21 protein-coding genes are annotated in these 23,509 nt (G+C 54.5%); 13 read left to right on the top strand and 8 right to left on the bottom strand.

Features of this window, described 5'->3' with window-relative positions:
• Positions 1-40: 40 nt before the first annotated feature.
• Positions 41-2,446, bottom strand: coding sequence for a membrane-bound PQQ-dependent dehydrogenase, glucose/quinate/shikimate family (locus ABLU96_RS03595; RefSeq protein WP_064392146.1), 2,406 nt, complete (start codon positions 2,444-2,446; stop codon positions 41-43).
• Positions 2,447-2,870: 424 nt separating this feature from the next.
• On the opposite strand from ABLU96_RS03595, the gene ABLU96_RS03600 reads away from it, so the two are divergent.
• The 6 genes from ABLU96_RS03600 (at position 2,871) to ABLU96_RS03625 (ending at position 9,405) form a co-directional block, all read left to right on the top strand.
• Positions 2,871-3,419, top strand: coding sequence for a tyrosine-type DNA invertase (locus ABLU96_RS03600; protein ID WP_032749775.1), 549 nt, complete (start codon positions 2,871-2,873; stop codon positions 3,417-3,419).
• Positions 3,420-3,875: 456 nt separating this feature from the next.
• Positions 3,876-4,394 (top strand): fimbrial protein, encoded by a 519-nt coding sequence (locus ABLU96_RS03605; RefSeq protein WP_064392148.1) that lies wholly within the window; start codon positions 3,876-3,878, stop codon positions 4,392-4,394.
• 100 nt (positions 4,395-4,494) lie between these two features.
• Entirely contained in the window at positions 4,495-5,184 is a 690-nt protein-coding gene (locus tag ABLU96_RS03610) for a fimbria/pilus periplasmic chaperone (protein WP_064405875.1), read from the top strand.
• A gap of 60 nt (positions 5,185-5,244) precedes the next feature.
• Complete coding sequence (locus ABLU96_RS03615; RefSeq protein WP_048262250.1) at positions 5,245-7,815, top strand: fimbria/pilus outer membrane usher protein; 2,571 nt, start codon at positions 5,245-5,247, stop codon at positions 7,813-7,815.
• 15 nt (positions 7,816-7,830) lie between these two features.
• Complete coding sequence (locus tag ABLU96_RS03620) at positions 7,831-8,832, top strand: fimbrial protein (RefSeq protein WP_025105873.1); 1,002 nt, start codon at positions 7,831-7,833, stop codon at positions 8,830-8,832.
• 45 nt (positions 8,833-8,877) lie between these two features.
• Entirely contained in the window at positions 8,878-9,405 is a 528-nt protein-coding gene (locus ABLU96_RS03625; RefSeq protein WP_048262251.1) for a fimbrial protein, read from the top strand.
• Positions 9,406-9,442: 37 nt separating this feature from the next.
• On the opposite strand, the gene ABLU96_RS03630 is transcribed toward ABLU96_RS03625, so the two are convergent.
• Positions 9,443-9,994 (bottom strand): tyrosine-type DNA invertase, encoded by a 552-nt coding sequence (locus ABLU96_RS03630; RefSeq protein ID WP_014838689.1) that lies wholly within the window; start codon positions 9,992-9,994, stop codon positions 9,443-9,445.
• A gap of 404 nt (positions 9,995-10,398) precedes the next feature.
• Between ABLU96_RS03630 and ABLU96_RS03635 the strand changes: the two genes are divergently transcribed.
• Entirely contained in the window at positions 10,399-11,070 is a 672-nt protein-coding gene (locus tag ABLU96_RS03635; protein ID WP_348862329.1) for a helix-turn-helix domain-containing protein, read from the top strand.
• Between the two features lie 115 nt (positions 11,071-11,185).
• Here the strand turns inward: ABLU96_RS03635 and ABLU96_RS03640 are convergent, their stop codons facing one another.
• The gene (locus tag ABLU96_RS03640) at positions 11,186-12,094 is read right to left on the bottom strand and encodes a DUF535 family protein (RefSeq protein ID WP_025105876.1); all 909 of its coding nucleotides are present in this window, start codon (positions 12,092-12,094) and stop codon (positions 11,186-11,188) included.
• A 315-nt stretch (positions 12,095-12,409) separates the two neighbouring features.
• Between ABLU96_RS03640 and ABLU96_RS03645 the strand changes: the two genes are divergently transcribed.
• Entirely contained in the window at positions 12,410-12,550 is a 141-nt protein-coding gene (locus ABLU96_RS03645) for a hypothetical protein (RefSeq protein ID WP_004851627.1), read from the top strand.
• 122 nt (positions 12,551-12,672) lie between these two features.
• Here the strand turns inward: ABLU96_RS03645 and ABLU96_RS03650 are convergent, their stop codons facing one another.
• Positions 12,673-14,091, bottom strand: coding sequence for a Na+/H+ antiporter NhaC family protein (locus ABLU96_RS03650; RefSeq protein WP_032749783.1), 1,419 nt, complete (start codon positions 14,089-14,091; stop codon positions 12,673-12,675).
• Positions 14,084-15,271: a PLP-dependent aspartate aminotransferase family protein gene (locus tag ABLU96_RS03655; protein ID WP_064406636.1), complete on the bottom strand. Its 1,188-nt coding sequence runs from the start codon at positions 15,269-15,271 to the stop codon at positions 14,084-14,086. Before ABLU96_RS03655 ends, ABLU96_RS03650 begins: the two co-directional genes overlap by 8 nt.
• A 464-nt stretch (positions 15,272-15,735) precedes the next feature.
• Here ABLU96_RS03655 and ABLU96_RS03660 point away from each other — a divergent pair, with 464 nt between their 5' ends.
• Together ABLU96_RS03660 and cspF are read left to right on the top strand one after the other, a co-directional pair.
• Positions 15,736-15,906 carry a YnfU family zinc-binding protein gene (locus ABLU96_RS03660; protein ID WP_213220741.1) on the top strand — a complete coding sequence of 57 codons (171 nt, stop codon included), beginning with the start codon at positions 15,736-15,738 and terminating at the stop codon, positions 15,904-15,906.
• Between the two features lie 170 nt (positions 15,907-16,076).
• Positions 16,077-16,289, top strand: a complete 213-nt coding sequence (gene cspF / locus ABLU96_RS03665) for a cold shock-like protein CspF (protein WP_074189048.1) — start codon at positions 16,077-16,079, stop codon at positions 16,287-16,289.
• A 28-nt stretch (positions 16,290-16,317) separates the two neighbouring features.
• On the opposite strand, the gene ABLU96_RS03670 is transcribed toward cspF, so the two are convergent.
• Positions 16,318-17,190, bottom strand: a complete 873-nt coding sequence (locus tag ABLU96_RS03670) for a LysR family transcriptional regulator (RefSeq protein ID WP_014229640.1) — start codon at positions 17,188-17,190, stop codon at positions 16,318-16,320.
• Between the two features lie 106 nt (positions 17,191-17,296).
• Here ABLU96_RS03670 and budA point away from each other — a divergent pair, with 106 nt between their 5' ends.
• The 3 genes from budA to ABLU96_RS03685 are packed head-to-tail and all read left to right on the top strand — an operon-like array spanning position 17,297 to position 20,560.
• Entirely contained in the window at positions 17,297-18,076 is a 780-nt protein-coding gene (gene budA, locus ABLU96_RS03675; RefSeq protein ID WP_004851637.1) for an acetolactate decarboxylase, read from the top strand.
• 10 nt (positions 18,077-18,086) lie between these two features.
• On the top strand, positions 18,087-19,766 hold the full coding sequence (gene alsS / locus ABLU96_RS03680; protein WP_014838692.1) for an acetolactate synthase AlsS: 1,680 nt from the start codon (positions 18,087-18,089) through the stop codon (positions 19,764-19,766).
• Between the two features lie 23 nt (positions 19,767-19,789).
• On the top strand, positions 19,790-20,560 hold the full coding sequence (locus ABLU96_RS03685; protein ID WP_014838693.1) for a (S)-acetoin forming diacetyl reductase: 771 nt from the start codon (positions 19,790-19,792) through the stop codon (positions 20,558-20,560).
• A gap of 56 nt (positions 20,561-20,616) precedes the next feature.
• Here the strand turns inward: ABLU96_RS03685 and ABLU96_RS03690 are convergent, their stop codons facing one another.
• Both ABLU96_RS03690 and ABLU96_RS03695 read right to left on the bottom strand, forming a co-directional pair.
• On the bottom strand, positions 20,617-21,687 hold the full coding sequence (locus ABLU96_RS03690; RefSeq protein WP_032692928.1) for an ABC transporter ATP-binding protein: 1,071 nt from the start codon (positions 21,685-21,687) through the stop codon (positions 20,617-20,619).
• Entirely contained in the window at positions 21,680-23,449 is a 1,770-nt protein-coding gene (locus ABLU96_RS03695) for an iron ABC transporter permease (protein ID WP_064406638.1), read from the bottom strand. Before ABLU96_RS03695 ends, ABLU96_RS03690 begins: the two co-directional genes overlap by 8 nt.
• Positions 23,450-23,509: the final 60 nt, after the last annotated feature.

Here is a 23,509-nt window from a genome sequence, read left to right on the forward strand (position 1 = left end):
ACAGGGGGCGGTTACTTGCGCAAGAGCGAAACGGCTGCGGCTACTCTTCCAGCGCGAAGGCAATAATATCATCGCCCACGTCCGGCGAGTGGCTGGCGCCCCCGGCGGAGATCACCACGTACTCTTTACCGCTTTTCGGTGATTTATAGATCAGCGGCGCCGCCACTGCCCCAACCGGCAGACGAGCGCGCCACAGCTCTTTACCGGTGGCGGAATCCAGCGCGCGCAGGTAGTTATCCTGAGTTCCCGCGAAGAACACCAGTCCGGAAGCGGTTGACGTCGGGCCGCCCAGCGTCGGCATACCCAGCGGGATATGCATGTGCGTTTTCAGCCCCAGCGGACCGGTATCCTCCACCGACCCCATCGGCACCTGCCACAACAGCTGGCGAGTGTTGAGGTCAATGGCGCTCATGGTGCCAAACGGCGGGGTATTACAGGGAACGCCCAGCGCCGACTGCAAAATATCGATCCGCACGCCGCCGTATGGCCCGGCAATTTGCGGCCGCACGGTTCCCATAAAGCCGGGCACCTCGTCGGTGGAGACTTTATATTTCGCCATATCCTCTTTGCGCACCAGCGACATTCTCAACGGCATCCGCATATCGTTGACGAACAGCGTTCCTGTGCGCTCATCGATAGTGATACCGCCCCAGTTCATGCCGCCCAGCAGGCTTGGCCACTCGATGTACGGCTTCTCTGACGGCGGCGTGTACATGCCAAGATAAGTCGACGCTTTGAAGTCGATACGGCACATCAGCTGATCGAACGGCGTCACGCCCCACATCGATTTCTCGGTGAGCGGCTCGACGCCCAGCTGCGGCATGCCGGTGGAGAAAGGTTGGGTGGCGGAGAGATGCTCGCCTTCCGCGCCGTCATGGGCGACAGGCTGCTCTTCCACGCGGGTCACCGGCTTACCGGTACGCCGGTCGAGTACGTAAATCTGCCCGGTTTTGGTGGTCTGGATCAGAACCGGAACCTCTTCGCCCCGCTCGTTTTTCATATGGAACAGTACCGGCTGCGACGGCAGGTCATAGTCCCAGATATCATGATGCACGGTCTGGAAGACCCACTTCGTCTCGCCGCTGCTGGCGTCCACCGCCACCACGGAAGATCCGTATTTCTCTTTGGCCGCGTTGCGATCGCCGCCCCAGTAGTCCGGCGGACCGTTACCGGTCGGCAGATAAATCAGGTTCAGCTCTTTGTCAAAGCCCGGCACCGTCCAGACGTTCGGCGTTTCGAGGGTATAGACGCGACCTTTTACCGGGTCGGTAACGTTTTCCGGCTGGCCGACGTCCCACGCCCACACCACGTTTCCGTTACGTACGTCAAACGCGCGTACCACCCCGGACGGTTCACCGTGCACGATATCGCGCACCCAGCCGCCGAGCACCGCAATATGCCCCATAATCACCGGCGTTGAGGTCGGGTGGTAGCGTTTGCTGTTTTCGGTATTGTCCATACCCTGTTTCAGATCGACGCTACCGTGATCGCCGAAGTCATCGCACAGTTCGCCGGTTTTGGCGTTCAGGGCGATCAAACGGGCGTCGACGGTAGACACCAGGATACGCTGCGGGCACTGCTGCAGCGCCGGGCTGGCCTTCTCTTCTGCGCTCAGCGAATCATCGCTTTGTACATCGTAATAGCCGACCCCGCGACAGGTGACGTGTTCGGCGGTACTTGCGTGCGGGTCAAAACGCCAGCGCGCTTTCCCGGTATCCGCATCCAGCGCCGTAACCACGTTCAGCGGCGTACAGGAGTACAGCGTGTCGCCAATTTGCAGCGGGGTATTTTCATCGACGCCAATCCCGGCGCCGGTTAGCCGGCGGCCGGTGTGATACGTCCAGGCGACTTTCAGGTTTTTGACGTTTTGCGGCGTGATCTCATCGTACGGCGCAAAACGGGTGCCGGAGGCATCGCGGCCGAAGAACGCCCAGTTATCGCTTTTGGCAGCCAGGGTCGGCGTGCTGTCGTCGCTCGCTTTCACCACGCCGTGATGAATACCGCCGTGCGGGTAGAAGGCGGAAACCAGCGTCGCCAGCAGCAGCAGGAAAATCGCCGAGGCGCTCCAGTTGGCGTAGCGTCTGCACGCAGGCGGGATCGGCAGCGTCGCCGCCAGCCACAGCGCCAGCATCAGCATCAGCGCGGGAACGACCAGCCGGGGGATCAGGCCCCAATAGCTGAGCTGCACTTCATACAGCGCCCAGCAAAGGGTCAACAGGAAAGTCAGAATGGCAAAAGGCAGGACATAGCGGCTGCGGACAAGATAGCCGACGGCGATAAGCAGATAAGCGAGACCGGCTAACAGATACCAGGCGCTGCCGCCGAGAGAGAGGAGTTTGCCCCCCCAGATAGTGAAAAAGAGTCCAGTGCCAAAGCTCAGTAATGCAAAAAGTACCCGGTAAACGGTAAAGAACAGGCCCCTACCGCTACCTTGTTGTTCGTCCATATTTCATCCCATACGACGTCAGTCGAAAAAACCAAAACATCTCATATAAACAGCGCGTTATCAGACCAAGAAAAGCGCATACCGCATATCATGTTGGTTGGACGCTCTCGGACAGAGCGAAGAACGTAAGGAATTATATGTATTTGTAAAAATAATGTAAAACTATCAGGCATTAAATGTTTAAAATTTTTTAATTTATAAAAGTAAGTTGAACGAATGATGGGTTATAACGAAAGCCGCAAAGCCCGCGTTGCATCCGCTGTTAAGCCCGTTTCGATCCAGGCGAATCAGTCCGATCGTCTTGCTATCCTCCCCCCGCTGTTTAATCATACCCGGCGCGTTCATTTGACCGCTTACATCGGGCGAAGCCATTCGCCTTGACACCTGAAGGGGAAAAATTTCATGGCTGTTCAGGAGAGTAAACATGAATAAACGAAAATATCTCACCGAAACTGAGATAAAAAAAATCATCAACGAGGCGTATAAGGGAGCGAACCCGGAGAGGGATCGTTGTTTAATCTGGATGTGCTTCATTCACGGCTGCCGCGTCAGCGAAATTCGCCACTGGCGGCTATCTGACCTTGACTTGCATAACCACTCAATTTACGTCAAACGGCTTAAAAATGGGTTTTCCACCACGCATCCTCTCTTTTCCAGCGAGATGACCTTTATCCGTGAATGGCTGTCGGTGCGTAAAAACTATCGCAACAGCGACAGCGACTGGCTATTCCTTTCGCAAAAAGGAACGCCGCTATCGCGTCAGCGGATCCACGTATTGATTAGCCACTATAGCCAAAGTGCGGGTTTAAGGATTGCGGCCCATCCGCATATGCTGCGCCACGCCTGCGGTTTTTCGCTGGCCGATAAGGGCATGGATACCCGGCTAATTCAGGATTATCTCGGTCACAGAAATATTCAGCATACGGTGCTTTATACTGCGAGCAATGCTGCAAGATTTAAAAATATATGGTGACGCAATAACCAATATATTTCTTACTTGACATAATGTATCAGATTGTCACTAACATAATAAATCGCCAATAACCTGTCAACCAGTAAGGTTTTTCGCATCTCGAAAAATTAAAAACATTAATTATCAATAGATTAGAATCTAACGCGCATTTTCCAGCAACCCCAAACCTCAGACGTCACCCTCCGAAACACCAGATTATTTACCATCCAATCCTGAATTTATGGTTTTTAATATTGCAAAAATCGCCATCCTTGGCATCTACATCTAAAAAATCAACAAACAAAATAGATAAAACTAAACATGACACTTTGATACAAAATGTCTTCTGCAGAAATAAACCTCAGCGTCACTGAATCTATTTCAGCACGACATCTGGCTATCAGATTAATAAAGGCTCATGAGAAATTTATTTCTGTGAAGCTATTACCTTTCTATATTGCATATAAGGACTACCTTATGAACAAGAGTCTTATTGCTGTTGGTCTGTTAGCCGGTGTCATGTCCGCCTCCGTATTCGCGGATGATGGCCGTATTGATTTTTACGGTTCCATCACCGATAGCGCCTGTACCGTGATCAATAATATGACCAACCCGCTGTCGGTTATGATGGGGAATGTCTCCAGCAAAGCCTTCAACGGCGCTGGCTCCACGGCCTCGGCGACTAAATTTATTATTGAGCTGAAAGATTGCCCGAAATCCGCTAAGTCGGCCACGGTAAAATTCGACGGCACGGCGGATAGCAGCGTCGGCACTATTCTGGCGCTCACCCAAGAGCCTGGCGTGGCACAGGGCGTCGGGATCCAGTTAATGGACAATAAAAACGTCGTCGTCCCATTATATACCGCTTCGTCCGCTTACCCGCTGCAGCCGGGCGAAAATAGTCTCGCTTTCGTCGCCCGCTATTATGCGACATCAAGCACCGTAAACGCAGGGTTCGCTAACTCTACCAGCACATTTACCCTCAATTACAACTAACGGATATTTCGTCGGCGTATTTCTTTTGCGCTGGCGTTATTTCCGCGGACCGGCAGCGGCCGGTCCGTCCCTTTTCGTATTTGTGGAGTCAATAGCTATCATGCATAAAGGATATAGAATATTTCCTCTTCTCCTCCTGGTGCTGGCGAGCGAATTAGCGGCGGCGACAGAAAGCGGCGGCGTCACAATTGGCGGCACGCGACTGATTTTTGACGGCGGCAAAAAAGAGGCCTCTTTAAGCGTCAGCAATTCGGATACCGGCCCATATCTGATCCAGTCGTGGGTGGAGCCGCGCAATAACGATCCGGCCAGGCCGCCGTTTATTATTACCCCGCCGCTGTTCCGCCTCGACGGCAATCAGCAAAACCTGCTGCGGATCGTCAAAACCGGCGGCCAGCTCCCTACCGATCGCGAGTCGCTTTATTGGCTAAACGTCAAAGCTATTCCGACAAATACCGCCCCGGAAGACGCGAACACGTTGCAAATCGCCGTAAGAACGCGCCTCAAGCTTATTTATCGTCCCAAAACGCTGAAGGGTATCCCGGAAGAGGTGACCCATAAGCTGAAATGGAGCCTGACGGGCAGCAGGCTAACGGTATCGAATCCGACGCCGTTTTACATGAATTTCAACGAGGTCACGGTGGGCAATCATCCCATTACCGAAGCCACCTTTGTCGCACCAATGAGCTCAGCCACGTTTGCTACCCCTGGCAAGGTGACCGGCCTGGTGTCATGGAAAATCATTAGCGACTTTGGCGGCGTGGGAAAAAGCCACACGCAGGTTCGCTAACCCGCCGCTGCCGACGGTTTGCGCTGCGGCGATTTGCCGTCAGCTAAGGAGCATTTCAGGATGAACAAAAGAACCTCAAGCGACTCGCCCTTGAATTTAGCTTACCTTATCGCCACCCAGATTGCCCTGATTGTGGGGATAAGCCCCTCAGCTAACGCCCGGGAACGGTTCAACCCCGCCCATCTGGAAACCGGCGCAGGCGGGCTGGCCACCACCGATCTCTCCGCCTTCGAGGAGCATGGCGGGCAGCAGCCCGGACGCTACAGGGTGGATATTTATGTCAATGACAGCAAGGTGGATACCCGGGACGTTGAGTTCCGCATACAGCAAAACGCGCAGGGACAGAACACATTACAGCCCTGCCTGTCCCTGAACGATTTGGCCTCATGGGGCGTCATGATCCAGCGTTATCCGACGTTAGGCCAGCCCGATGCCAGCTGCGCAAGGCTGTCGGCGATTCCTCAGGCCAGCGCCGACTTTCGTTTCTCGCACCAGCAGCTGCTGTTAAGTTTTCCCCAATCTTCCCTTACCAACGCCGCGCGCGGCTGGGTCGATCCGGCGCGGTGGGATGACGGCATTCCGGCGGCGCTGGTCAATTACAGCGTCAGCGGCGCCAACAACCGGGACAAAAAAGGCGGCGGCGGCGGCGGAAACGCGCAGTACATTAATTTACGCCCCGGTCTTAATATCGGTCCCTGGCGATTGCGTAATTACACCACCTGGAACCGCAACAGCCAGAACGGTGAAAGCGGCACCTCAACAAAATGGGATACCGTTTATACCTACGCCCAGCGCGATATACGCTCGCTGAAGAGCCGACTGACGCTGGGCGATAGCACCACGCCTTCCGATATTTTCGACAGTATTCCGTTTCGCGGCGGCCAGCTGGCGTCTGACGACGATATGCTGCCGGAGAGCCTGCGCGGCTATGCCCCCGTAGTGCGGGGGATCGCCCGTACCCATGCCCAGGTCACGATCCGACAAAACGGATACATCATTTATCAGACCTACGTTTCGCCCGGCAGCTTCGAAATCACCGATATGTACCCCACCGGCGGTTCCGGGGATCTGTACGTCACCATCAAAGAGTCTGACGGCAGCGAACAATTCCTCGTGGTGCCCTACGCCTCGGTCCCGGTGCTGCAGCGCGAAGGCCGGTTAAAATACGCCATGACCACCGGCGTTTACCGCGCCTATGACAACGGCATCGATAAAGCCCCGCTGGCCGCCGGCACGGCGATTTATGGCCTTCCCGCCGGCTACACCGTATACGGCGGCGGCCAGTTCAGTAACAGATACCAGGCGTTAGCGTTGGGCATAGGTAAAAACCTGGGCTCCATTGGCGCCCTATCCACCGATATCACCCAGGCCTGGTCGCAGCAAAAAAATCGACCGCGAGAAGAAGGCCAATCCTGGCGTATTCGCTACAGCAAAAACCTGGTGCAGACCGGGACTAACTTCACCTTCGCTGGCTATCGCTATGCCACCAGCGGCTACTGGGATATGCAGGACGTTCTTAATACCTGGCGCGATGGGCGGCGCTACGTGATGCCGGAACGCAGGCGCAACCGCGCCGAGTTAACCGTCAGCCAGAACCTGTTTCAGATACCAGGCAACCTCGCGCTTAGCGCCATCGTGGAAGACTATTGGGATACAAACAAACGCATGGAGTCATATAGCGCGAGCTACAACGGTTCGTATAAAGGCATCAGTTTCGGTCTGAGCTACAGCTATAACATTCACTCTGCGGAACGCTACGGCCAGCGCTCCGGGCGCATCTACGACCGCGATGGGCTGTTTGCGCTCACCATGAGTATTCCTCTGGAGAAATTATTCGGCGGCCATCCCACCTACGTCAGCTACATGATGAATACCAGTAAGCAGGGGAATACCACCAATAATCTGAGCCTGGGCGGTACCTTATTGGCCGATAACAATCTGAGCTGGAGCGTCATGCAGGGCTATGGTTCTCAGGGCCAGGGAAGCAATAGCGGGATTAATGCCGACTGGCGCGCCTCTTACGCCGAGACCCTCGTCGGCTACGCCCGCGATCGCTACAGCGAACGCGTTAACTATGGTTTGCAGGGCGGGATCGTGGCGCATCGCAACGGCCTCACCTTTAGCCAGCCCCTCGGCGAAACGATGGCGCTGATCGCCGCGCCCGGCGCACAAAACGTAGCGGTGCTTGGGCAGTCAGGCGTCAAAACCGATCGCTTCGGCTACACCGTCGTCCCCTACCTCAGCCCCTATCGCAAAAACGATCTCACGCTGAATACCGAAACCCTGGCCGATGATGCCGAACTGGCGCTGGCAACGCAGACGGTCATCCCCACGCGCGGCGCGCTGGTGAAGGCCAGCTATGAAACCAGCCTCGGTAAACGGGTCCTGATGACCCTGAGAAAACGCAACGGCGCGTCGGTACCGTTCGGCGCAACGGTTATCGATCCCGCCTCCCCGACGCCAAAAAGCTTCATCGTAGGCGATGGAGGACAGGTTTATCTGACGGGGCTAAAAGACGCGGGTCAGCTGGAGGTTAGCTGGAGTCACGACCCTGATGGCCGGTGCAGAGTGAATTACAGCCTGACGCAAAGCGCCAGCGGGATCATCAACCTTAATGCACAGTGTTTATAGCAGGAGCATGACGATATGAAACGAGTCAACGTCCCCCTTATGCTGGTTACTCTGATCGCCAGCGCTGCCCACGCGGAGAACAACTATTGTCCCAGTTCTCCGCCCACGCCGTTTACCCAGCAGCTCGCGCAGATCGCGGTATCGCGGGCGCTGCCGGTAGGCAGCGATATTCCCGGCACGCAGCGGGTCTTCACCTTTAACGGAAACTGCAAAGGCCGCAGCGGTTGGGCGGATGTCACCCCGGGGCACCCCATTATCGCCTGCTATTACGGCAGCGGCGAAGAAGTCGCGGGGTTTCCGGGGGTCTATGAAACCGGCGTCGAAGGCATCGGTATTGCGCTGCAAAATAGCGCCGGCCAAAGGGTGAGTGGTATCGGCAGCGATTGCGATACGCGCGCGCAGGCGCTGGGGTATATCTCCCGCGACGCCAGCATGACCTTTGGATATACGGTCACACTAACGCTGGTAAAAACGGGGGATACGGCAACGAGCGGCACTCTCGATGTCGCGCAAACCAAATTTGGTATGGGGGTCTATGATACCGGTCTGGGCATCGGCAGCCAGGGGCAGCAAAACTATATCGGCTATGCCGGAGATATTGTTTATAAAGCGGTAAGCTGCACCGTCCCCTCGACGTTAACTGTCAACATGGGTGCTGTTCCGGTGGGCCAATTCTCTGGTCCGGGCAGCACCAGCGGCGAACAGAGTTTGTCAATTCCGGTGCGGTGCGACGATAAGGTCGCCGTGAATACGTCAATAAGCAGTCAAGGTTATCTCTCCCCGACGCTCGGCGTAGTGGCCTTAAGCAATGAAACCGGCGTAGCCCAGGGGGTCGGCGTTCAGGTGCTTTATAACGGCTCGCCCGTCCAGTTCGATCGTTTTTTCCCGGTCGGCACCATCCCTGAGGCTGGCGCATCGATAACCCTGCCGCTCACCTTTCGCTATTACCAGAACACACCGGAGATCCATCCCGGCCACGCCAACGCGGTGGCCACCTTAACGATGATGTACAACTGAGTTTATCCCGCTCTCGTTTCTCACTGCTTACTTAAGGAGTCGATAATGAGAATTATCGCCAGCCCGGCCGTCATAACGTTATTTACGGCGATTTCGTCGTCATTACCCGCTTATGCTGCGGATGTCACTCTTTATATCAACGGCGATATTGTTGCGTCTTCCTGCACCGTCGAAAACAACGGTATTTATAATATCGATCTCGGACAAAATATTCCCAGCCGCCGGCTTAGCGCGGCCAACTCTTACTCCGAGTGGAAAGAATTTTACGTCACGCTGAGCCACTGCCCTGTAGGAACATCAAGCGTTACCGCTCACTTTACAGGCCCTGTCGACGGAGCTGACCCTGATTTATATGCCAACGTGAGCAGCCCGGACAGTTCACGCAATGTCGCGATAGAACTTCAGCGTATAACCGGTTCAATTAATGCAGGCAGCGGAAAATCTATTGCCGTCGACGTCGATAATAACCGTCAGGCCATATTCGATATGCGCGCGCGCATATTTAGCGTCGCAGGGGGCGCCACCGCGGGTCATATCAGCGCGATGGTCGTTATGAACTTTACCTATAACTAAAGGGTATCTGGCTCTTATCGAGCCAGATACTCCGGCTTCAGAGGGTAATCGAGCTAAAGCGCGCCGGATTGCTCGCCGTATACAAGACGGTATGCTGGATATTGCGATGGCCGAGATAATCCTGAATCAGGCGTGTATCAACGCCCTCCTCCGCAAGCGCATAACCGCAGGCGTGGCGCAGCATATGCGGGTGTACCGGAACGGCAATGCCGGCCTGCACGCCATAATTTCGCATCATAACGTGAATGTGCTGTCGGGAAAGCGGAGTGCCTTTTCGCGACAGGAACAGCCAGGGAAGATCGGCGTTTAAACAGCTCGTGCGCTTAACCAGCCACTGGCTTAACGCCAGCTGTTCACGGGGCTGAAGAGGATGAATGGTTGAAAAGCCATTTTTTAAACGCCGAATGGCGATCCGCTGGCTGGATAAATCAATATCGCTCACTTTTAAAAAACGTAATTCACTTACGCGCAGTCCGTGAATAAAACACATGAGGAGCATGCAATAATCGCGCAGCGAGCCATCCTGCTGCTGCGAAGCATCAATTAATGCCTGCACCTCTTTTTTACTTAAATATTTTCGTTTTTTCATAGCCAACCTGACGGTTTCTTCAATGGAGCCCCTGAGATTCGGCTCCTGTATTGACTCTGCTCATGGCTACTGGCAATCCACTGTCGAGCAATCCTTGATAACTGCAAGTCCTGAACACTGTTAATAGTCATAAACGCTACCGCCCAATAATATCAAATATCAGGAATAGCCCAAATGCCACATCGATAAAATTAAAACCAAATAGATTTAGCTGTTATGTAAATAAGGAGATTTATAAGCTTATGCTATTAATATTTATCTTAAGTCTGATGAGGCGGCAAGTTTTTTTAAGTCTATGTGTAGACTCATTGGGGGTTTATTCGCCCCCTCAGCGTCATCGATAATGTTCTGGCTACAGTTTGCTGTTTTTTGGGAGTTCTCTTTTTTATAAGGAAATCATAAGCATGGAAACAATCCCTCGTGTGCAACATGACACAGATCTGCTCCGAACCATCACCAAACCCATAGACGACATTGATAAACTCATTCGCTGCCTGGCACCCAAATGTAACCAAATGTTAATGGATGGAAGACGAAACATCGGCATAGTAAAAGAAAACCAGCATCAATGCTTGGTTTTGTTCCGTGGCACGATGTCTTTATATCGCAACAACGATGGACTCATCATCAACTCCGAAACGAGTCCATTCATCTTTGGCATGAATAGTCAGCTACGTTATTCTCGGCATATTTACCTGCGCACCCAGGAAACATCTTCTATTGGTCTGATATCAATTAACGAGGCGAATAAGATCATCGCCGAACAGCAATTATGGGAAAATGTCTCACGACTTCTGGAATATTCGTCGGCCAAAGTCTACGCCCACTGCTTTAAGGTTTCTAAACTTTCCTGTTATGAAATTATCGTTCATCAGCTTATAGAATTAAACAATGAACCGGAAGCGATCAAAAATAAAATCACCGCCGCCAATTATATTCTGTCGCGAACCTTTTTGTCGCGCAGTGGGGTCATGAGAACCCTGGCCAAATTAAAACAGCTGGGCGCTATTCAGCTCCATCGAGGGATTCTGGTGACGATGAATCAACTGCCTCCCAGCCTAAAGCTTAGTGAATAACGTCTTTCGCCGAGCGGCCACCGCGATGAAGGCGCCGGCCGCATTCAGCTTGCGTTGACTCCGCCATTGCCGGTGGGCAGCCCCCTGCCCACCGGCAAATGCGAAACGAGGATAATCAGCAGTGACGATCCACGCTAATGTCGCGTAGCGCGGCGGCCATATCCAGCTGGGCCAGCTCTTTCAAGCCTTCTCGCTTGATAAACTGGCTCCGGTGCTTGCTTTTAACCTCTTCCAGGCTTTTCTTTATCTCGTTCGCCGGTAATTTATACCAGCCGCGACGATGCTTCTCACCGCCAATTTCCAGCCAAAGCTCAGAATAGCTAGTTTTTACTCTGTCGCTTTTAACATGGTAATGGCTGTCGATCGCATAGATCTCCTTGATATTGAAATGCGACAAAAAACCGTACAGCAGCGTGATAATTAAGTTCTTAGGTCGGATGCCGTAAAGCTCCTTGGTCAGCGCTTTCACTTCTTCATTATCAATGTCTTTCCCACCCTGGATGCCGCCAATCCAGGCCCGGCCATCTTCGGTGCAGGAAAAACAGATACTGTAGACGCGTTTATCACCCAGGAACATTAATAGCATCAGCTCCCCCTCCTCCTGAAAAGGCGATGCCAGCAGCTTCACATCAATGCAGGTACCGTTTTTCAGCGGAATAGTGATTAGCGAACGACCAAATGCTTTCATATCGTACAGCTGCGGCAACGCCTCGGGAAGAAAGGTTTTCTCTATAAAATTCAAAGCGCCATGAGCAATATTGAGCTTCGCTCTTTTTGACATCTTTTTATTTAAATAGGCCTTAAAGGGTTTATCTTCAAAGTTAACCAGCCCCTCGGTTGCTCCTGTTAGTTTTGCGCAAGCGTAATTTTCACATAACGTCTGATATTCCTTATATTTTCCTCCGATTAAAGATATTTCTCTGCATTTCCGCAATACCTTTTTATAGTTGAGTTTAACGTGACAAATAAATTTATTAGTTTTCCGCCATTCTTTGATAGCGGCTACTGCTGTTGTCGAGACCATTGACCATAATCCATAGATACATCCATAAGCCGGTCAATATTAGCATATTTTATACAAGTCAATGTCTAACCCAGCGCTCGTTGTCGATTCGTTTAATAAATAATTTGATCGCGACTATAATAATCGCCGGCAGGTTATAAAACATGCTTTCAACTATTATTATTAGTAGGATCCCGACCCGCGCTCGCTCCCGACAGCACGCAATAACACACCCGCACTTATCGCTATGTGCTACACGGGTTCACACCGGGTGCATCCCCCCGGCGTTTTGCCTATACTTGCTCACGGTCAAAACTGAACTTAAGTGGGTAACGCATGGAGATTGATCTCGATAACCTCGTCTTTAGCGGGCTGGAAGAAGCGCAAGAGCGCAACGCTGAGCGCCTTGAAGAGGCCGATAAAAAAGCGCAGGCCGTTGTTGCCGACGATGACTGCGGCGACGCCTGTAAGATCTAACGACGAAACCGGCAGCTCTGCCGGTTTTTTTTACCTGCCTCTCTCCAGGGACGGACATAAAAATGCCTTCAACGCGCCCATTTTACCGGTCGGGTGCCGCCCTGCGTCCTTAAATCTGTAGGTTAAAGCGTAAAACCGACAATTAAATAAACAACGAGCGCCAGGCTACCCGTCACCAGCGCATAAGGCATTTGGGTACGAATATGCTCAATATGGTCGCAGCTGGTCGCCATCGAGGCCACGATGGCATCGCTGGAGATAGGGGAAGTCATGTCGCCAAAAATTGAGCCGGAAATCGCCGCGCCGATCATAAAGTGCGGGTCGATACCTATTGAGACGCCCAGCTGAACGCCAATCGGAATCATAATGGCGAAGGTCCCCCATGAGGTGCCCGTGGCCAGCGACATCACCGCGGCAATCAGAAAGATAAAGCCGATCGCGAAACCGGATGGAATAACGCCGGAGGTAATGGAGGCGATATACTGCCCGGTATTCAGTTCCGCTGAAATATGCCCCATCAGGAAAGCCAGGATCATGATTGAGCTAATTTTAACCATGCTGGCGTAGCCGATATACAGCTCTTTGAAAAAGTTCTCAACGTTCAGAATACCGCGCGCGCGGAACCAGATAAAAGAGACGACGGTACCAAACATAACGCCGGAGTAGACCGACATCGAGCCGCTGCCTTTTGAGAATTGTCCGTCGCCGGTAATATACAGAACAACCGGAACCATTAAGACAGTGGAAAGAATGGGAATGAAGAAGTTCAGCAATGAATTGCAGGCCGGATGGTCAATTACCGAGTCCGCCTCCTCTTCGCCATGCTCTTGTTCTATTTCGGTCTGGATCGTTTCAAACTTCACCTCCGCCTTTTTCATTGGCCCCCAGCTGCAGCCGGAGAGAATATAAAACAGCACCGAGGCTAATGAAAACCAGGCCATCGTGTTCCAGATCATTGAGCTTGCCAGGACTTCAAATGGCTCGCCGGTCAGGTACCCCTGCGCAATCTGTACGCCGATAACGCCCATCATCGCCGCCCCCCAGCCGTTGATCATCACCGATGAGCAGACGGAGACGCAGGATGTCTGGATAATATAGGACATCTTTTCCGGTGAGACTTTATAGCGTCGGGCAAGGTTTTTCGTCGATGCCCCGGCGATCAGCTGGTTTATCGAGCTCTCGATAAAAATCAACGATGTCACCAGCATCGCCAGCAGCTGGACCGATTTTTTATTGGTGACGAAATCGTTTTTTTCCGACAGAAACTGCACCAGTTTCCGCACGCCGCCGGTCACCACAATCAGCCGCATAATACCGCCGATCATCACCATAAAAACAATCGTTCGCGCATTACCGGCGGAAGCGAAGGTTTCGATAATCCCGTTCAGGGTAGCGCCAACGCCCTGGATAATACTGTGGTTAATCACCGCGTAGCCAACGAAAATGCCGGTGAGCAGGGAAAGGATCACCTGGCGAGTCAGGATAGCCAGAATAATGGTGACCAGCGGGGTAATAATCGTCCAGATGCCATAGTCATGCATGATGATTATCCTGTGCGATGCCCATCGCGGCGAAGGCGCTGTCAAGGTCTTGCAGCAAATCATCGATATGCTCAATACCGACGGAGAAACGTAGCGTCGTGTCGTAAATCCCAATAGCCTCCCGCTCTTCTTTTGACATCGACCCGTGGGACATAGAAGCCGAATGGTTGATCATGCTCTCCACCCCGCCAAGCGATTCCGCCAGCACAAAATAGTGCAGACCGCCGATGAAGCGTTTCAGACTCTGGATATCCCCCTTCAGCGTTGCGGTTACCACCGCGCCGCCTGAACGCATTTGCTTTCTGCACAGCGCATGCTGCGGGTGCGACGGCAGGCCGGGATAATAGACGTTGGCAATCGCCGGATGGTTTTCCAGATATTCAGCCACCCGCAGCGCATTGCCGCACTGACGCGCCATGCGTAGATCCAGCGTTTTCATACCGCGCAGGGCAAGATAGGCATCGAATGGCGAGGCAATGGAACCGATGGTGGTTTTAATAAAGTCGAGCTTCGACGCCAGCGTTTCATTATTGGTGATTACCGCGCCGCCAATTAAATCTGAATGTCCGCCGACATATTTACTGGTAGAGAGCATGACCATATCCGCGCCCATTTCAAGCGGCTTATGATTCCAGGCGCTGGCAAAGGTATTATCGACGCAGGTAGTAATGGCGCGTGCTTTAGCAATACGGCACACTTTCGCGATATCGACCAGTTCCAGTAAGGGATTGGTCGGTGTTTCAATCCAGATTAAAGCGGTATTTTCCTGAATAGCGGCCATCAGGCTTTGCTCATCATTCAAATCGATATAGGAAATCGTGGCGCCGGTGGTACGCGTTTTTAATTTTTCGAACAGCCGCCAGGTTCCGCCATAGACGCCTTTCATGGCGATAATATGGGCATCTTTGGGCAAGAGTTCCATCACGATATTGGTGGCCGCCATTCCCGATGCGGTGGCGGTGGCGTAAATGCCGCCTTCCAGCTCGGCAAGCGCCGATTCATAAGCCTGACGCGTTGGATTAGAGACCCGGGAATAACAAAAATCGCCGCCTTCATAAAGGTTAGGTTGAATAAATGAGCTGGCCGTGACGATCGGCGTAAATATAGCGTTAGTTACCGGATCGGATTGGTTTCCAGCGTGTACCGCCAGGGTTGCAATATCTTTAGTTTTGGTTTTCATAGAGTACACTCAAATTATTATTAGACATAAAAGGTCGTGATTTTTTATTGACGCCTTCGGCGGAGATGGCGAATAAAACAACAGCCAAAACTCCGTTTAATAGTCAAAAAGGAATAGCTATTTCATCATTAACAGCGTGATTTGCGTCCTTCAATCACTATTAAAATGTATATCAGACGAGGAAGAAAATTTTGCCTATTTTCACTCTATTCCGGGAAAAATGGAGAAAAATGTTCTCTACACGCCAAAATCGATGATCGCTAATTAATTGATATAAATTGATTTTATTTTAAAGAGTGATATTAATCACAAAAAAAGGGGAAAAATCCTCTCCTGCACGCTTCCGCTGGATCTTTTTTTTCGTCCTGCCGCTCACAGCCTGAACCACCGCTGCGAAGAATGAGTTAGAGCTATTTTCTGTAGAATGCTGTATGGTCATACGCTCTTAAATCAGGAAATATCATATGTCAGAACGCAAAGACGCTAAAACTCGCCGTAATTATCTCGTTAAATGCTCCTGCCCTAACTGCTCCCAGGATTCAGAACACAGCTTCAGCCGAGTCCAAAAAGGTGCGCAACTCATTTGTCCCTACTGCCATAAACTCTTTCAGTCCTCATCACGACCCGCTGCATAATTTTCTCTTGCCAGATGCCGATTACCGCGCGTGGTTGAGCAATAATCAGCCAGCGCCGATCTCTTTTGGCGAAAAAAAGCCCGCCAGCGCGGGTTTTATTTTGATTTGAATAGACTTCCCGCGCGCTTACTGTATAGTCGTGCCGGTTTTCATATTTAAAAGGTATTTCGTTGTTCCAAAAAATGACAGGTATTGTCAAAGCATTTGATAATAAAACAGGCAAAGGCCTGATAATCCCCTCCGATGGTCGTAAAGACGTTCAGGTTCATATTTCCGCATTTTCGCCCGGCGAACCCACCACAATCAGCCCAGGAATCCGCGTTGAATTTCGTCGCGTTAACGGACTGCGAGGGCCAACCGCCGCCAATGTCTATCTTTCATAAACACCGGCTCCAGGCGCTACCGAGCGGATTAAAACATGGCCAGAAAACGCTTCACCGTGCGCGAGCGCTCGTAGCGTCGCCAGGCGATAGCAATATCGGTTTTTAGCGGCGTGCCCGACAAAGGGTGATAGCTGACGTTAGGTAGCGTGATGCAGGTCATGGACTGCGGCACCAGCGCAAACCCGAATCCGGCCTCCACCATGCTTAACGACGACGATATTTGCGATGACTGATACGTTCGTTGCATATCAATACCGGCGCGCAGATAGCTGTTATACACCAGCTCATACAGCCCCGGAGCCACTTCCCGCGGGAAAAGAATCGGCGCCACGTCCGTTAACTGCTCCAGCGTCAGCTCGCTGTGGGACGACAGCGGATGCGAACGCGCCAGCGCAATCACCATCGGCTCCTGGTCGATAATTCGCAGGTTGAACGCTTTACTGCTTTCACAGGGCAGGCGCACAAAAGCGATATCCAGTTCCGCTTCGCCAAGCGCCCCCATCAGCGTCGCCATATTGCCCTCGACCTGATGTAACGTGACTCCCGGGTGACTGTGCTGAAACTGCTGGAGCAGGCTAAAGATCTGCGGATGAAAGGCATCAGAACTGGTAATGCCCAGCGAGAGTCGGCCGTTCAAGCCGCGGGCGATCCCCTTGGTCTTTTCCAGCGCCGCGTCGCTTAATGCCAGGATCTGGCAGGCATCCTCATAGAACGACTCCCCCGCTTCCGTCAGCTCGACGCCGCGGGTTAAACGGCGGAAAAGCGGCGTGCCAATTTCCCGTTCAAGTCGCTGTATTTGCTGGCTTAATGGCGGCTGGGAGATGCCAAGTTCTTTTGCCGCTTTAGTGAAGTGTCGCGCCTCGGCGACGGCGACGAAGTAGCGCAGATAACGAAGTTCCATATCGAAAACGTCTCAAACAATCATAGATTCTATATTGGAACTGTGAGCTGAATCGGGTCAACATTTATTTAACCTTTCTGATATTCGTTGAACGAGGAAGCGGGTAATGAACCATTCTGCTGAATGCTCTTGCGAAGAGAGCCTGTGTGAAACTCTACGAGGATTTTCCGCGCAACATCCCGATAGCGTCATCTACCAGACTTCTCTGATGAGCGCGCTGTTGAGCGGCGTTTATGAGGGCAATACCACCATCGCCGATTTGCTCACCCACGGTGATTTCGGCCTGGGCACCTTTAATGAACTGGACGGCGAGCTGATCGCGTTTAGCAGCGAGGTTTACCAGCTGCGCGCCGACGGCAGCGCCCGCAAAGCCCGCATGGAGCAGCGTACGCCCTTCGCGGTGATGACCTGGTTTCAGCCGCAGTACCGCAAAACGTTTGATAAACCGGTCAGCCGCGAACAGCTGCACGACATTATCGACCGGCAAATCCCCTCCGATAATCTGTTCTGCGCCCTGCGTATCAACGGCCATTTTCGCCACGCCCATACCCGCACCGTACCGCGCCAGACGCCGCCCTACCGGGCGATGACCGACGTGCTCGACGACCAGCCCGTTTTCCGCTTCAACCAGCGCGAAGGGGTACTGGTGGGGTTTCGCACGCCGCAGCATATGCAGGGCATTAACGTTGCCGGCTATCACGAACACTTCATCACCGATGACCGCCAGGGCGGCGGCCATCTGCTCGATTATCAGCTCGACCACGGCGTGCTGACCTTTGGTGAGATCCACAAATTGATGATTGACCTTCCTGCCGATAGCGCCTTCCTGCAGGCGGATCTGCATCCTGACAATCTTGATGCCGCCATTCGCTCAGTCGAAAACTAAGGAGATTCTCGTGGATAATCAACATCAACCGCGCCAGTGGGCGCACGGCGCCGACCTTATCGTCAGCCAGCTTGAGGCGCAGGGCGTACAACAGGTGTTCGGCATTCCAGGGGCTAAAATCGATAAAGTCTTCGATTCGCTGCTGGACTCCTCCATTCGCATTATTCCGGTACGCCACGAAGCCAACGCCGCGTTTATGGCCGCCGCGGTTGGCCGCATCACCGGGAAAGCGGGCGTCGCGCTGGTCACGTCCGGCCCCGGCTGCTCCAACCTGATTACCGGCATGGCCACCGCAAACAGCGAAGGCGACCCGGTGGTGGCGCTGGGCGGTGCGGTAAAACGCGCCGACAAGGCCAAACAGGTGCACCAGAGTATGGATACGGTGGCGATGTTTAGTCCGGTAACCAAATACTCGGTGGAAGTCACCGCCGCGGAAGCGCTGGCGGAAGTGGTTTCCAACGCGTTTCGCGCCGCCGAGCAGGGACGTCCCGGCAGCGCCTTCGTCAGCCTGCCGCAGGACGTGGTCGACGGGCCGGTCCACGCCAGGGTTCTGCCCGCCAGCGATGCGCCGCAAACCGGCGCGGCGCCGGACGAAGCCATTGAGCGAGTCGCGAAGATGATTGCCGGCGCTAAAAATCCGATATTCCTGCTCGGCCTGATGGCCAGCCAAGCGGAAAACAGCGCGGCGCTGCGTGAATTGCTGAAAAAAAGCCATATCCCGGTTACCAGCACCTATCAGGCCGCCGGCGCGGTGAATCAGGACCACTTTACCCGCTTCGCCGGGCGGGTTGGGCTGTTCAATAACCAGGCGGGGGATCGACTCCTGCATCTCGCCGACCTGGTCATCTGCATCGGCTATAGCCCGGTGGAGTACGAACCGGCCATGTGGAATAACGGCAACGCCACGCTGGTGCATATCGACGTGCTGCCGGCTTACGAAGAGCGCAACTATACCCCGGACATTGAGCTGGTCGGCAATATTGCCGCCACCCTGAACAAACTCTCTCAGCGTATCGACCACCAGCTGGTGCTGTCGCCGCAGGCCGCCGAGATCCTGGTTGACCGCCAGCATCAGCGGGAGCTGCTCGACCGCCGCGGCGCGCAGCTGAACCAGTTTGCCCTTCATCCGCTGCGCATCGTTCGCGCCATGCAGGACATCGTCAACAGCGACGTAACGCTGACCGTCGATATGGGGAGCTTTCATATCTGGATCGCCCGCTATCTCTACAGCTTCCGCGCCCGTCAGGTCATGATTTCCAACGGCCAGCAGACCATGGGGGTGGCGCTGCCGTGGGCGATTGGCGCCTGGCTGGTGAATCCGCAGCGCAAAGTGGTTTCGGTTTCAGGCGACGGCGGCTTCCTGCAATCCAGTATGGAGCTGGAGACCGCCGTACGGCTAAAAGCTAACGTCCTGCATATCATCTGGGTCGATAACGGCTACAACATGGTGGCGATTCAGGAAGAGAAAAAATACCAGCGGCTCTCCGGCGTTGAGTTCGGTCCGGTGGACTTTAAAGCCTACGCCGAAGCCTTCGGCGCCAAAGGGTTTGCGGTTGAGAGCGCTGCCGCCCTTGAGCCGACGCTGCGGGCGGCGATGGACGTCGACGGCCCCGCCGTGGTCGCCATCCCCGTTGATTACAGCGACAACCCGCTGCTGATGGGCCAGCTTCATCTCAGTCAAATACTTTGAGTCACTACAGAAGGAATCCAGCAATGAAAAAAGTCGCACTCGTGACCGGCGCGGGCCAGGGCATCGGGAAAGCTATCGCCCTTCGCCTGGTTAAAGATGGTTTTGCCGTGGCTATCGCCGATTACAATGACGCCACCGCACAGGCGGTCGCCGATGAAATTAACCGCGGCGGCGGCCAGGCGCTGGCGGTGAAGGTGGATGTCTCTAAACGCGACCAGGTTTTTGCCGCCGTAGAACAGGCGCGGAAGGGCCTGGGCGGTTTTGACGTGATTGTGAACAACGCCGGGGTGGCGCCCTCCACGCCTATCGAAGAGATTCGCGAGGACGTGATCGATAAAGTCTACAATATCAACGTCAAAGGCGTTATCTGGGGTATCCAGGCCGCGGTAGAGGCGTTTAAAAAAGAGGGCCATGGCGGCAAAATCATCAACGCCTGCTCCCAGGCGGGCCACGTGGGTAACCCGGAACTGGCGGTCTACAGTTCAAGTAAGTTTGCCGTGCGCGGCCTGACGCAAACCGCCGCCCGCGATCTGGCGCATCTGGGAATTACCGTTAACGGCTACTGCCCGGGGATCGTCAAAACCCCAATGTGGGCGGAAATCGACCGTCAGGTTTCCGAAGCGGCGGGTAAACCGCTGGGCTACGGGACCCAGGAGTTCGCCAAACGCATTACCCTTGGACGGCTTTCCGAGCCGGAAGACGTCGCGGCCTGCGTCTCTTATCTCGCCGGTCCGGACTCCAACTATATGACCGGCCAATCGCTGCTGATCGATGGCGGAATGGTATTTAGCTAATAATAAATAAGCTCTGACATGGTTTGCCCCGGCTTCAGCGCCGGGGCTTTTTTATCTCACCCTTTAGGGAAGATCCACAGGTCGCTGACGGGCAAGGCCAGATGGCAGCGCTCGGCATCGCGCAGCGCGCTGCCGTAGGCGCGAATGGCGAAATCATCGCCCTCGGTGCGAAACAGGTACTCCCAGCGGTCGCCGAGATACATACTGGTCAGCAGCGGCAATGCCAGCATATTCTCCTCAGGCGCTGAGGCGATGCGCAGGCGTTCAACGCGGATCACCGCCGTCGCCTCTTCCCCCACCTTGACCCCTTCCCCGACCATCCCCCACAGCGCCCAGCTGGCGCCCTCAATTCGCGCCCGACCATTATCCAGAGCGGTGACGGTGCCATGCAGCCGGTTATTGCTGCCCATGAACTCGGCGGCAAACAGCGTTCTCGGGCTACCGTACATCTCCTGCGGCGTTCCCTGCTGCTCGATCACCCCGTTATTGAGCAGCAGAATGCGATCGGAAATCGCCATCGCCTCGTTCTGATCGTGCGTGACCATCAGCGCCGACAGCCCCAGCTTGACGATCAGCTCGCGCAAAAAGACCCGCGCCTCTTCCCGCAGCTTGGCGTCAAGATTCGACAGCGGCTCATCCAGCAGAATCACCGGCGGGTTGTAAACCAGCGCCCGGCCGATGGCCACGCGCTGCTGCTGCCCTCCGGAGAGCTGGTGCGGATGGCGATTGCCAAGATGCCCCAGACCTAGCTGTTCAAGCACGGTCTGCACCCGCTGCTTGATCTCCGCGGCGGCAACCTTACGCAGCTTCAGCGGATACGCCACGTTTTCAAACACCGTTTTATGCGGCCACAGCGCGTAGGACTGAAATACCAGCCCCAGGTTGCGCGCCTCCGCCGGGATTTCGCTACGCGGGTTGCCGTCATAGACGCGGGTTTTACCAATGGTGATAATGCCGCTGGTCGGCTTCTCCAGCCCGGCGACCGCCCGCAGCAGCGTGGTTTTTCCGCTGCCCGATGGCCCGAGCAGCGAGACCACCTCTCCCCGCTTCAGCTCCATTGACACGCCCTTGAGCACCGGGTTATCACCGTAGGTCAGATGCAGGTTTTCTACCGATAATTCAATCATGTAATTTCACTCCAAAGCGCAGGGCGATACCCAGGCCCACGACCACCAGCAGAATATTAATAAAGGAGAGCGCGGCAACGATATCGATAGCCCCCGCCGCCCACAGCGACACCAGCATCGAACCGATGGTTTCGGTGCCCGGAGAGAGCAGATAAACCCCGGTGGAATATTCGCGCTCGAAGATAAGAAACATCAGCAGCCAGGAGCCGATTAAGCCGTAACGAGACAGCGGAACCGTGACGTGGCGGGTGATCTGCCCGCGCGATGCGCCGGTACTGCGTGCGGCCTCCTCCAGCTCCGGCGCTACCTGCAGCAGCGTCGAGGAGATGAGCCGCAGCCCGTAAGCCATCCATACGACGGTATAGGCCAGCCAGACGCTAAAAATGGTGTTACGCAGCGCGCGCAGCTGAACGATCAGATGTTCACGCAGCCAGTCTGCCGCCGGCAGCGCCGAGAGCCAGCCGTTTTTCAGCGACTGATCGAGCCACATCGGCAGAAACAGAAATACCCACAGAAACGCCAGCCCGGCCAGCAGCCCCGGCACCGCGCGCGGCACCAGCACGCTATAGTCCAGAAAGCGCGTGACGTTATCCGGTTTGCGGTGCATCGCGATGCCCACGAACAGATAGCAGACCACCGCCAGCGCGCCGCCAATCACCCCAATCGCCATAGAGTTAACGATGGCGCGCAGCAGATTCGGCTGCTGCCAGATGTTACGGAACGTCGCCAGCGAGAGTTCATCCCACAGCGAAACGCCCACGCCCCAGTTTGAAATAAAGGCCCGCAGCGCCACGCCGATCAGCGGCACCCCAATGGTGACCGTCAGCCATGCCACCACCACAATCCCGGCGACCCAGCGCCATTTCCCCAGCGGCAGCGCGCGGGCCTGGGACGCTTTTCCCTTCATGGTGACAAAGCGGTTGGCGGTGCGCATCAGGCGGCGCTGGAGCATCACCAGCGGAACGGTGATGCAGATCAGGACCACCGCCACCGCCGCCATCAGGTGATAAGAAGGCGTACCGAGCTTGTTGGTGAGCTTATAGAGATAGGTCGCCAGCACCATGTTGCCTTCCGGATCGCCCAGCACCAGCATCAGGCCAAATACCTCCAGGCCGAGGAAAAACAGCAGTACGCAGGCGTAGAGTATCGACGGTCGCACCATCGGCAGGCTCACCGAGGTCATCACCTGCAGCGGCGATGCGCCCACCGTCCGCGCGGCCTCCTCGACATCCGATCCGACGCTGCGCAGCGCGGAAGAGATATAGAGATAGGCATGCGGAACGTGCGTCAGCCCGGCAATTACCACGATGCTGAACATCGAGTAAATATTCCACGGCACGAAGCCGATCAGCTGCTCGGCCCACTGCGAAAAGAAGCCCACCGGCCCGGCCGCCACCACGTAACCAAAGCCCAGTACCATCGGCGAAACGAAAATCGGTACCAGAATCAGCGGCTCGATAAACCGCCGCCCGGGTAAATCGGTACGTACCATTAAAAAGGCGAGGATCCCGCCGAGGGGGATGGCAATCGCCACCAGACCAAAGGCCAGAATAAACCCGGACTTGAGCGCCAGATAAAAATCCGGGTCGCTAAAGATGAAGGCGAAGGCTTCGAGGCTGAACGATTTCGTGCGGGCAAAAAAAGGCGCCGAGAGAAAGCTCTGCACCACGATAAATAACAGCGGGACATAAATCGCCAGCGCCGTCATCACGACGACGATACCGCGCGGCAAACCCTGCCATTTTCGACGTAAGACATTCATAAGCGATCCCTTTAAACCTGGCGGGCGTTAAGCGGGCTGCGCATCCTGAAATGATGCGCA

It is taken from the genome of Klebsiella sp. CN_Kp106, from assembly GCF_040064575.1.
Lineage (GTDB): Bacteria > Pseudomonadota > Gammaproteobacteria > Enterobacterales > Enterobacteriaceae > Klebsiella > Klebsiella michiganensis.

What these genes read in the sequence shown, in the direction of transcription:
- ABLU96_RS03595 (WP_064392146.1), bottom strand. Translation starts at nt 2,446, where the DNA reads ATGGACGAACAACAAGGTAGCGGTAGGGGCCTGTTCTTTACCGTTTAC.
- ABLU96_RS03600 (WP_032749775.1), top strand. Translation starts at nt 2,871, where the DNA reads ATGAATAAACGAAAATATCTCACCGAAACTGAGATAAAAAAAATCATC.
- ABLU96_RS03605 (WP_064392148.1), top strand. Translation starts at nt 3,876, where the DNA reads ATGAACAAGAGTCTTATTGCTGTTGGTCTGTTAGCCGGTGTCATGTCC.
- ABLU96_RS03610 (WP_064405875.1), top strand. Translation starts at nt 4,495, where the DNA reads ATGCATAAAGGATATAGAATATTTCCTCTTCTCCTCCTGGTGCTGGCG.
- ABLU96_RS03615 (WP_048262250.1), top strand. Translation starts at nt 5,245, where the DNA reads ATGAACAAAAGAACCTCAAGCGACTCGCCCTTGAATTTAGCTTACCTT.
- ABLU96_RS03620 (WP_025105873.1), top strand. Translation starts at nt 7,831, where the DNA reads ATGAAACGAGTCAACGTCCCCCTTATGCTGGTTACTCTGATCGCCAGC.
- ABLU96_RS03625 (WP_048262251.1), top strand. Translation starts at nt 8,878, where the DNA reads ATGAGAATTATCGCCAGCCCGGCCGTCATAACGTTATTTACGGCGATT.
- ABLU96_RS03630 (WP_014838689.1), bottom strand. Translation starts at nt 9,994, where the DNA reads ATGAAAAAACGAAAATATTTAAGTAAAAAAGAGGTGCAGGCATTAATT.
- ABLU96_RS03635 (WP_348862329.1), top strand. Translation starts at nt 10,399, where the DNA reads ATGGAAACAATCCCTCGTGTGCAACATGACACAGATCTGCTCCGAACC.
- ABLU96_RS03640 (WP_025105876.1), bottom strand. Translation starts at nt 12,094, where the DNA reads ATGGTCTCGACAACAGCAGTAGCCGCTATCAAAGAATGGCGGAAAACT.
- ABLU96_RS03645 (WP_004851627.1), top strand. Translation starts at nt 12,410, where the DNA reads ATGGAGATTGATCTCGATAACCTCGTCTTTAGCGGGCTGGAAGAAGCG.
- ABLU96_RS03650 (WP_032749783.1), bottom strand. Translation starts at nt 14,091, where the DNA reads ATGCATGACTATGGCATCTGGACGATTATTACCCCGCTGGTCACCATT.
- ABLU96_RS03655 (WP_064406636.1), bottom strand. Translation starts at nt 15,271, where the DNA reads ATGAAAACCAAAACTAAAGATATTGCAACCCTGGCGGTACACGCTGGA.
- ABLU96_RS03660 (WP_213220741.1), top strand. Translation starts at nt 15,736, where the DNA reads ATGTCAGAACGCAAAGACGCTAAAACTCGCCGTAATTATCTCGTTAAA.
- ABLU96_RS03670 (WP_014229640.1), bottom strand. Translation starts at nt 17,190, where the DNA reads ATGGAACTTCGTTATCTGCGCTACTTCGTCGCCGTCGCCGAGGCGCGA.
- budA (WP_004851637.1), top strand. Translation starts at nt 17,297, where the DNA reads ATGAACCATTCTGCTGAATGCTCTTGCGAAGAGAGCCTGTGTGAAACT.
- ABLU96_RS03685 (WP_014838693.1), top strand. Translation starts at nt 19,790, where the DNA reads ATGAAAAAAGTCGCACTCGTGACCGGCGCGGGCCAGGGCATCGGGAAA.
- ABLU96_RS03690 (WP_032692928.1), bottom strand. Translation starts at nt 21,687, where the DNA reads ATGATTGAATTATCGGTAGAAAACCTGCATCTGACCTACGGTGATAAC.
- ABLU96_RS03695 (WP_064406638.1), bottom strand. Translation starts at nt 23,449, where the DNA reads ATGAATGTCTTACGTCGAAAATGGCAGGGTTTGCCGCGCGGTATCGTC.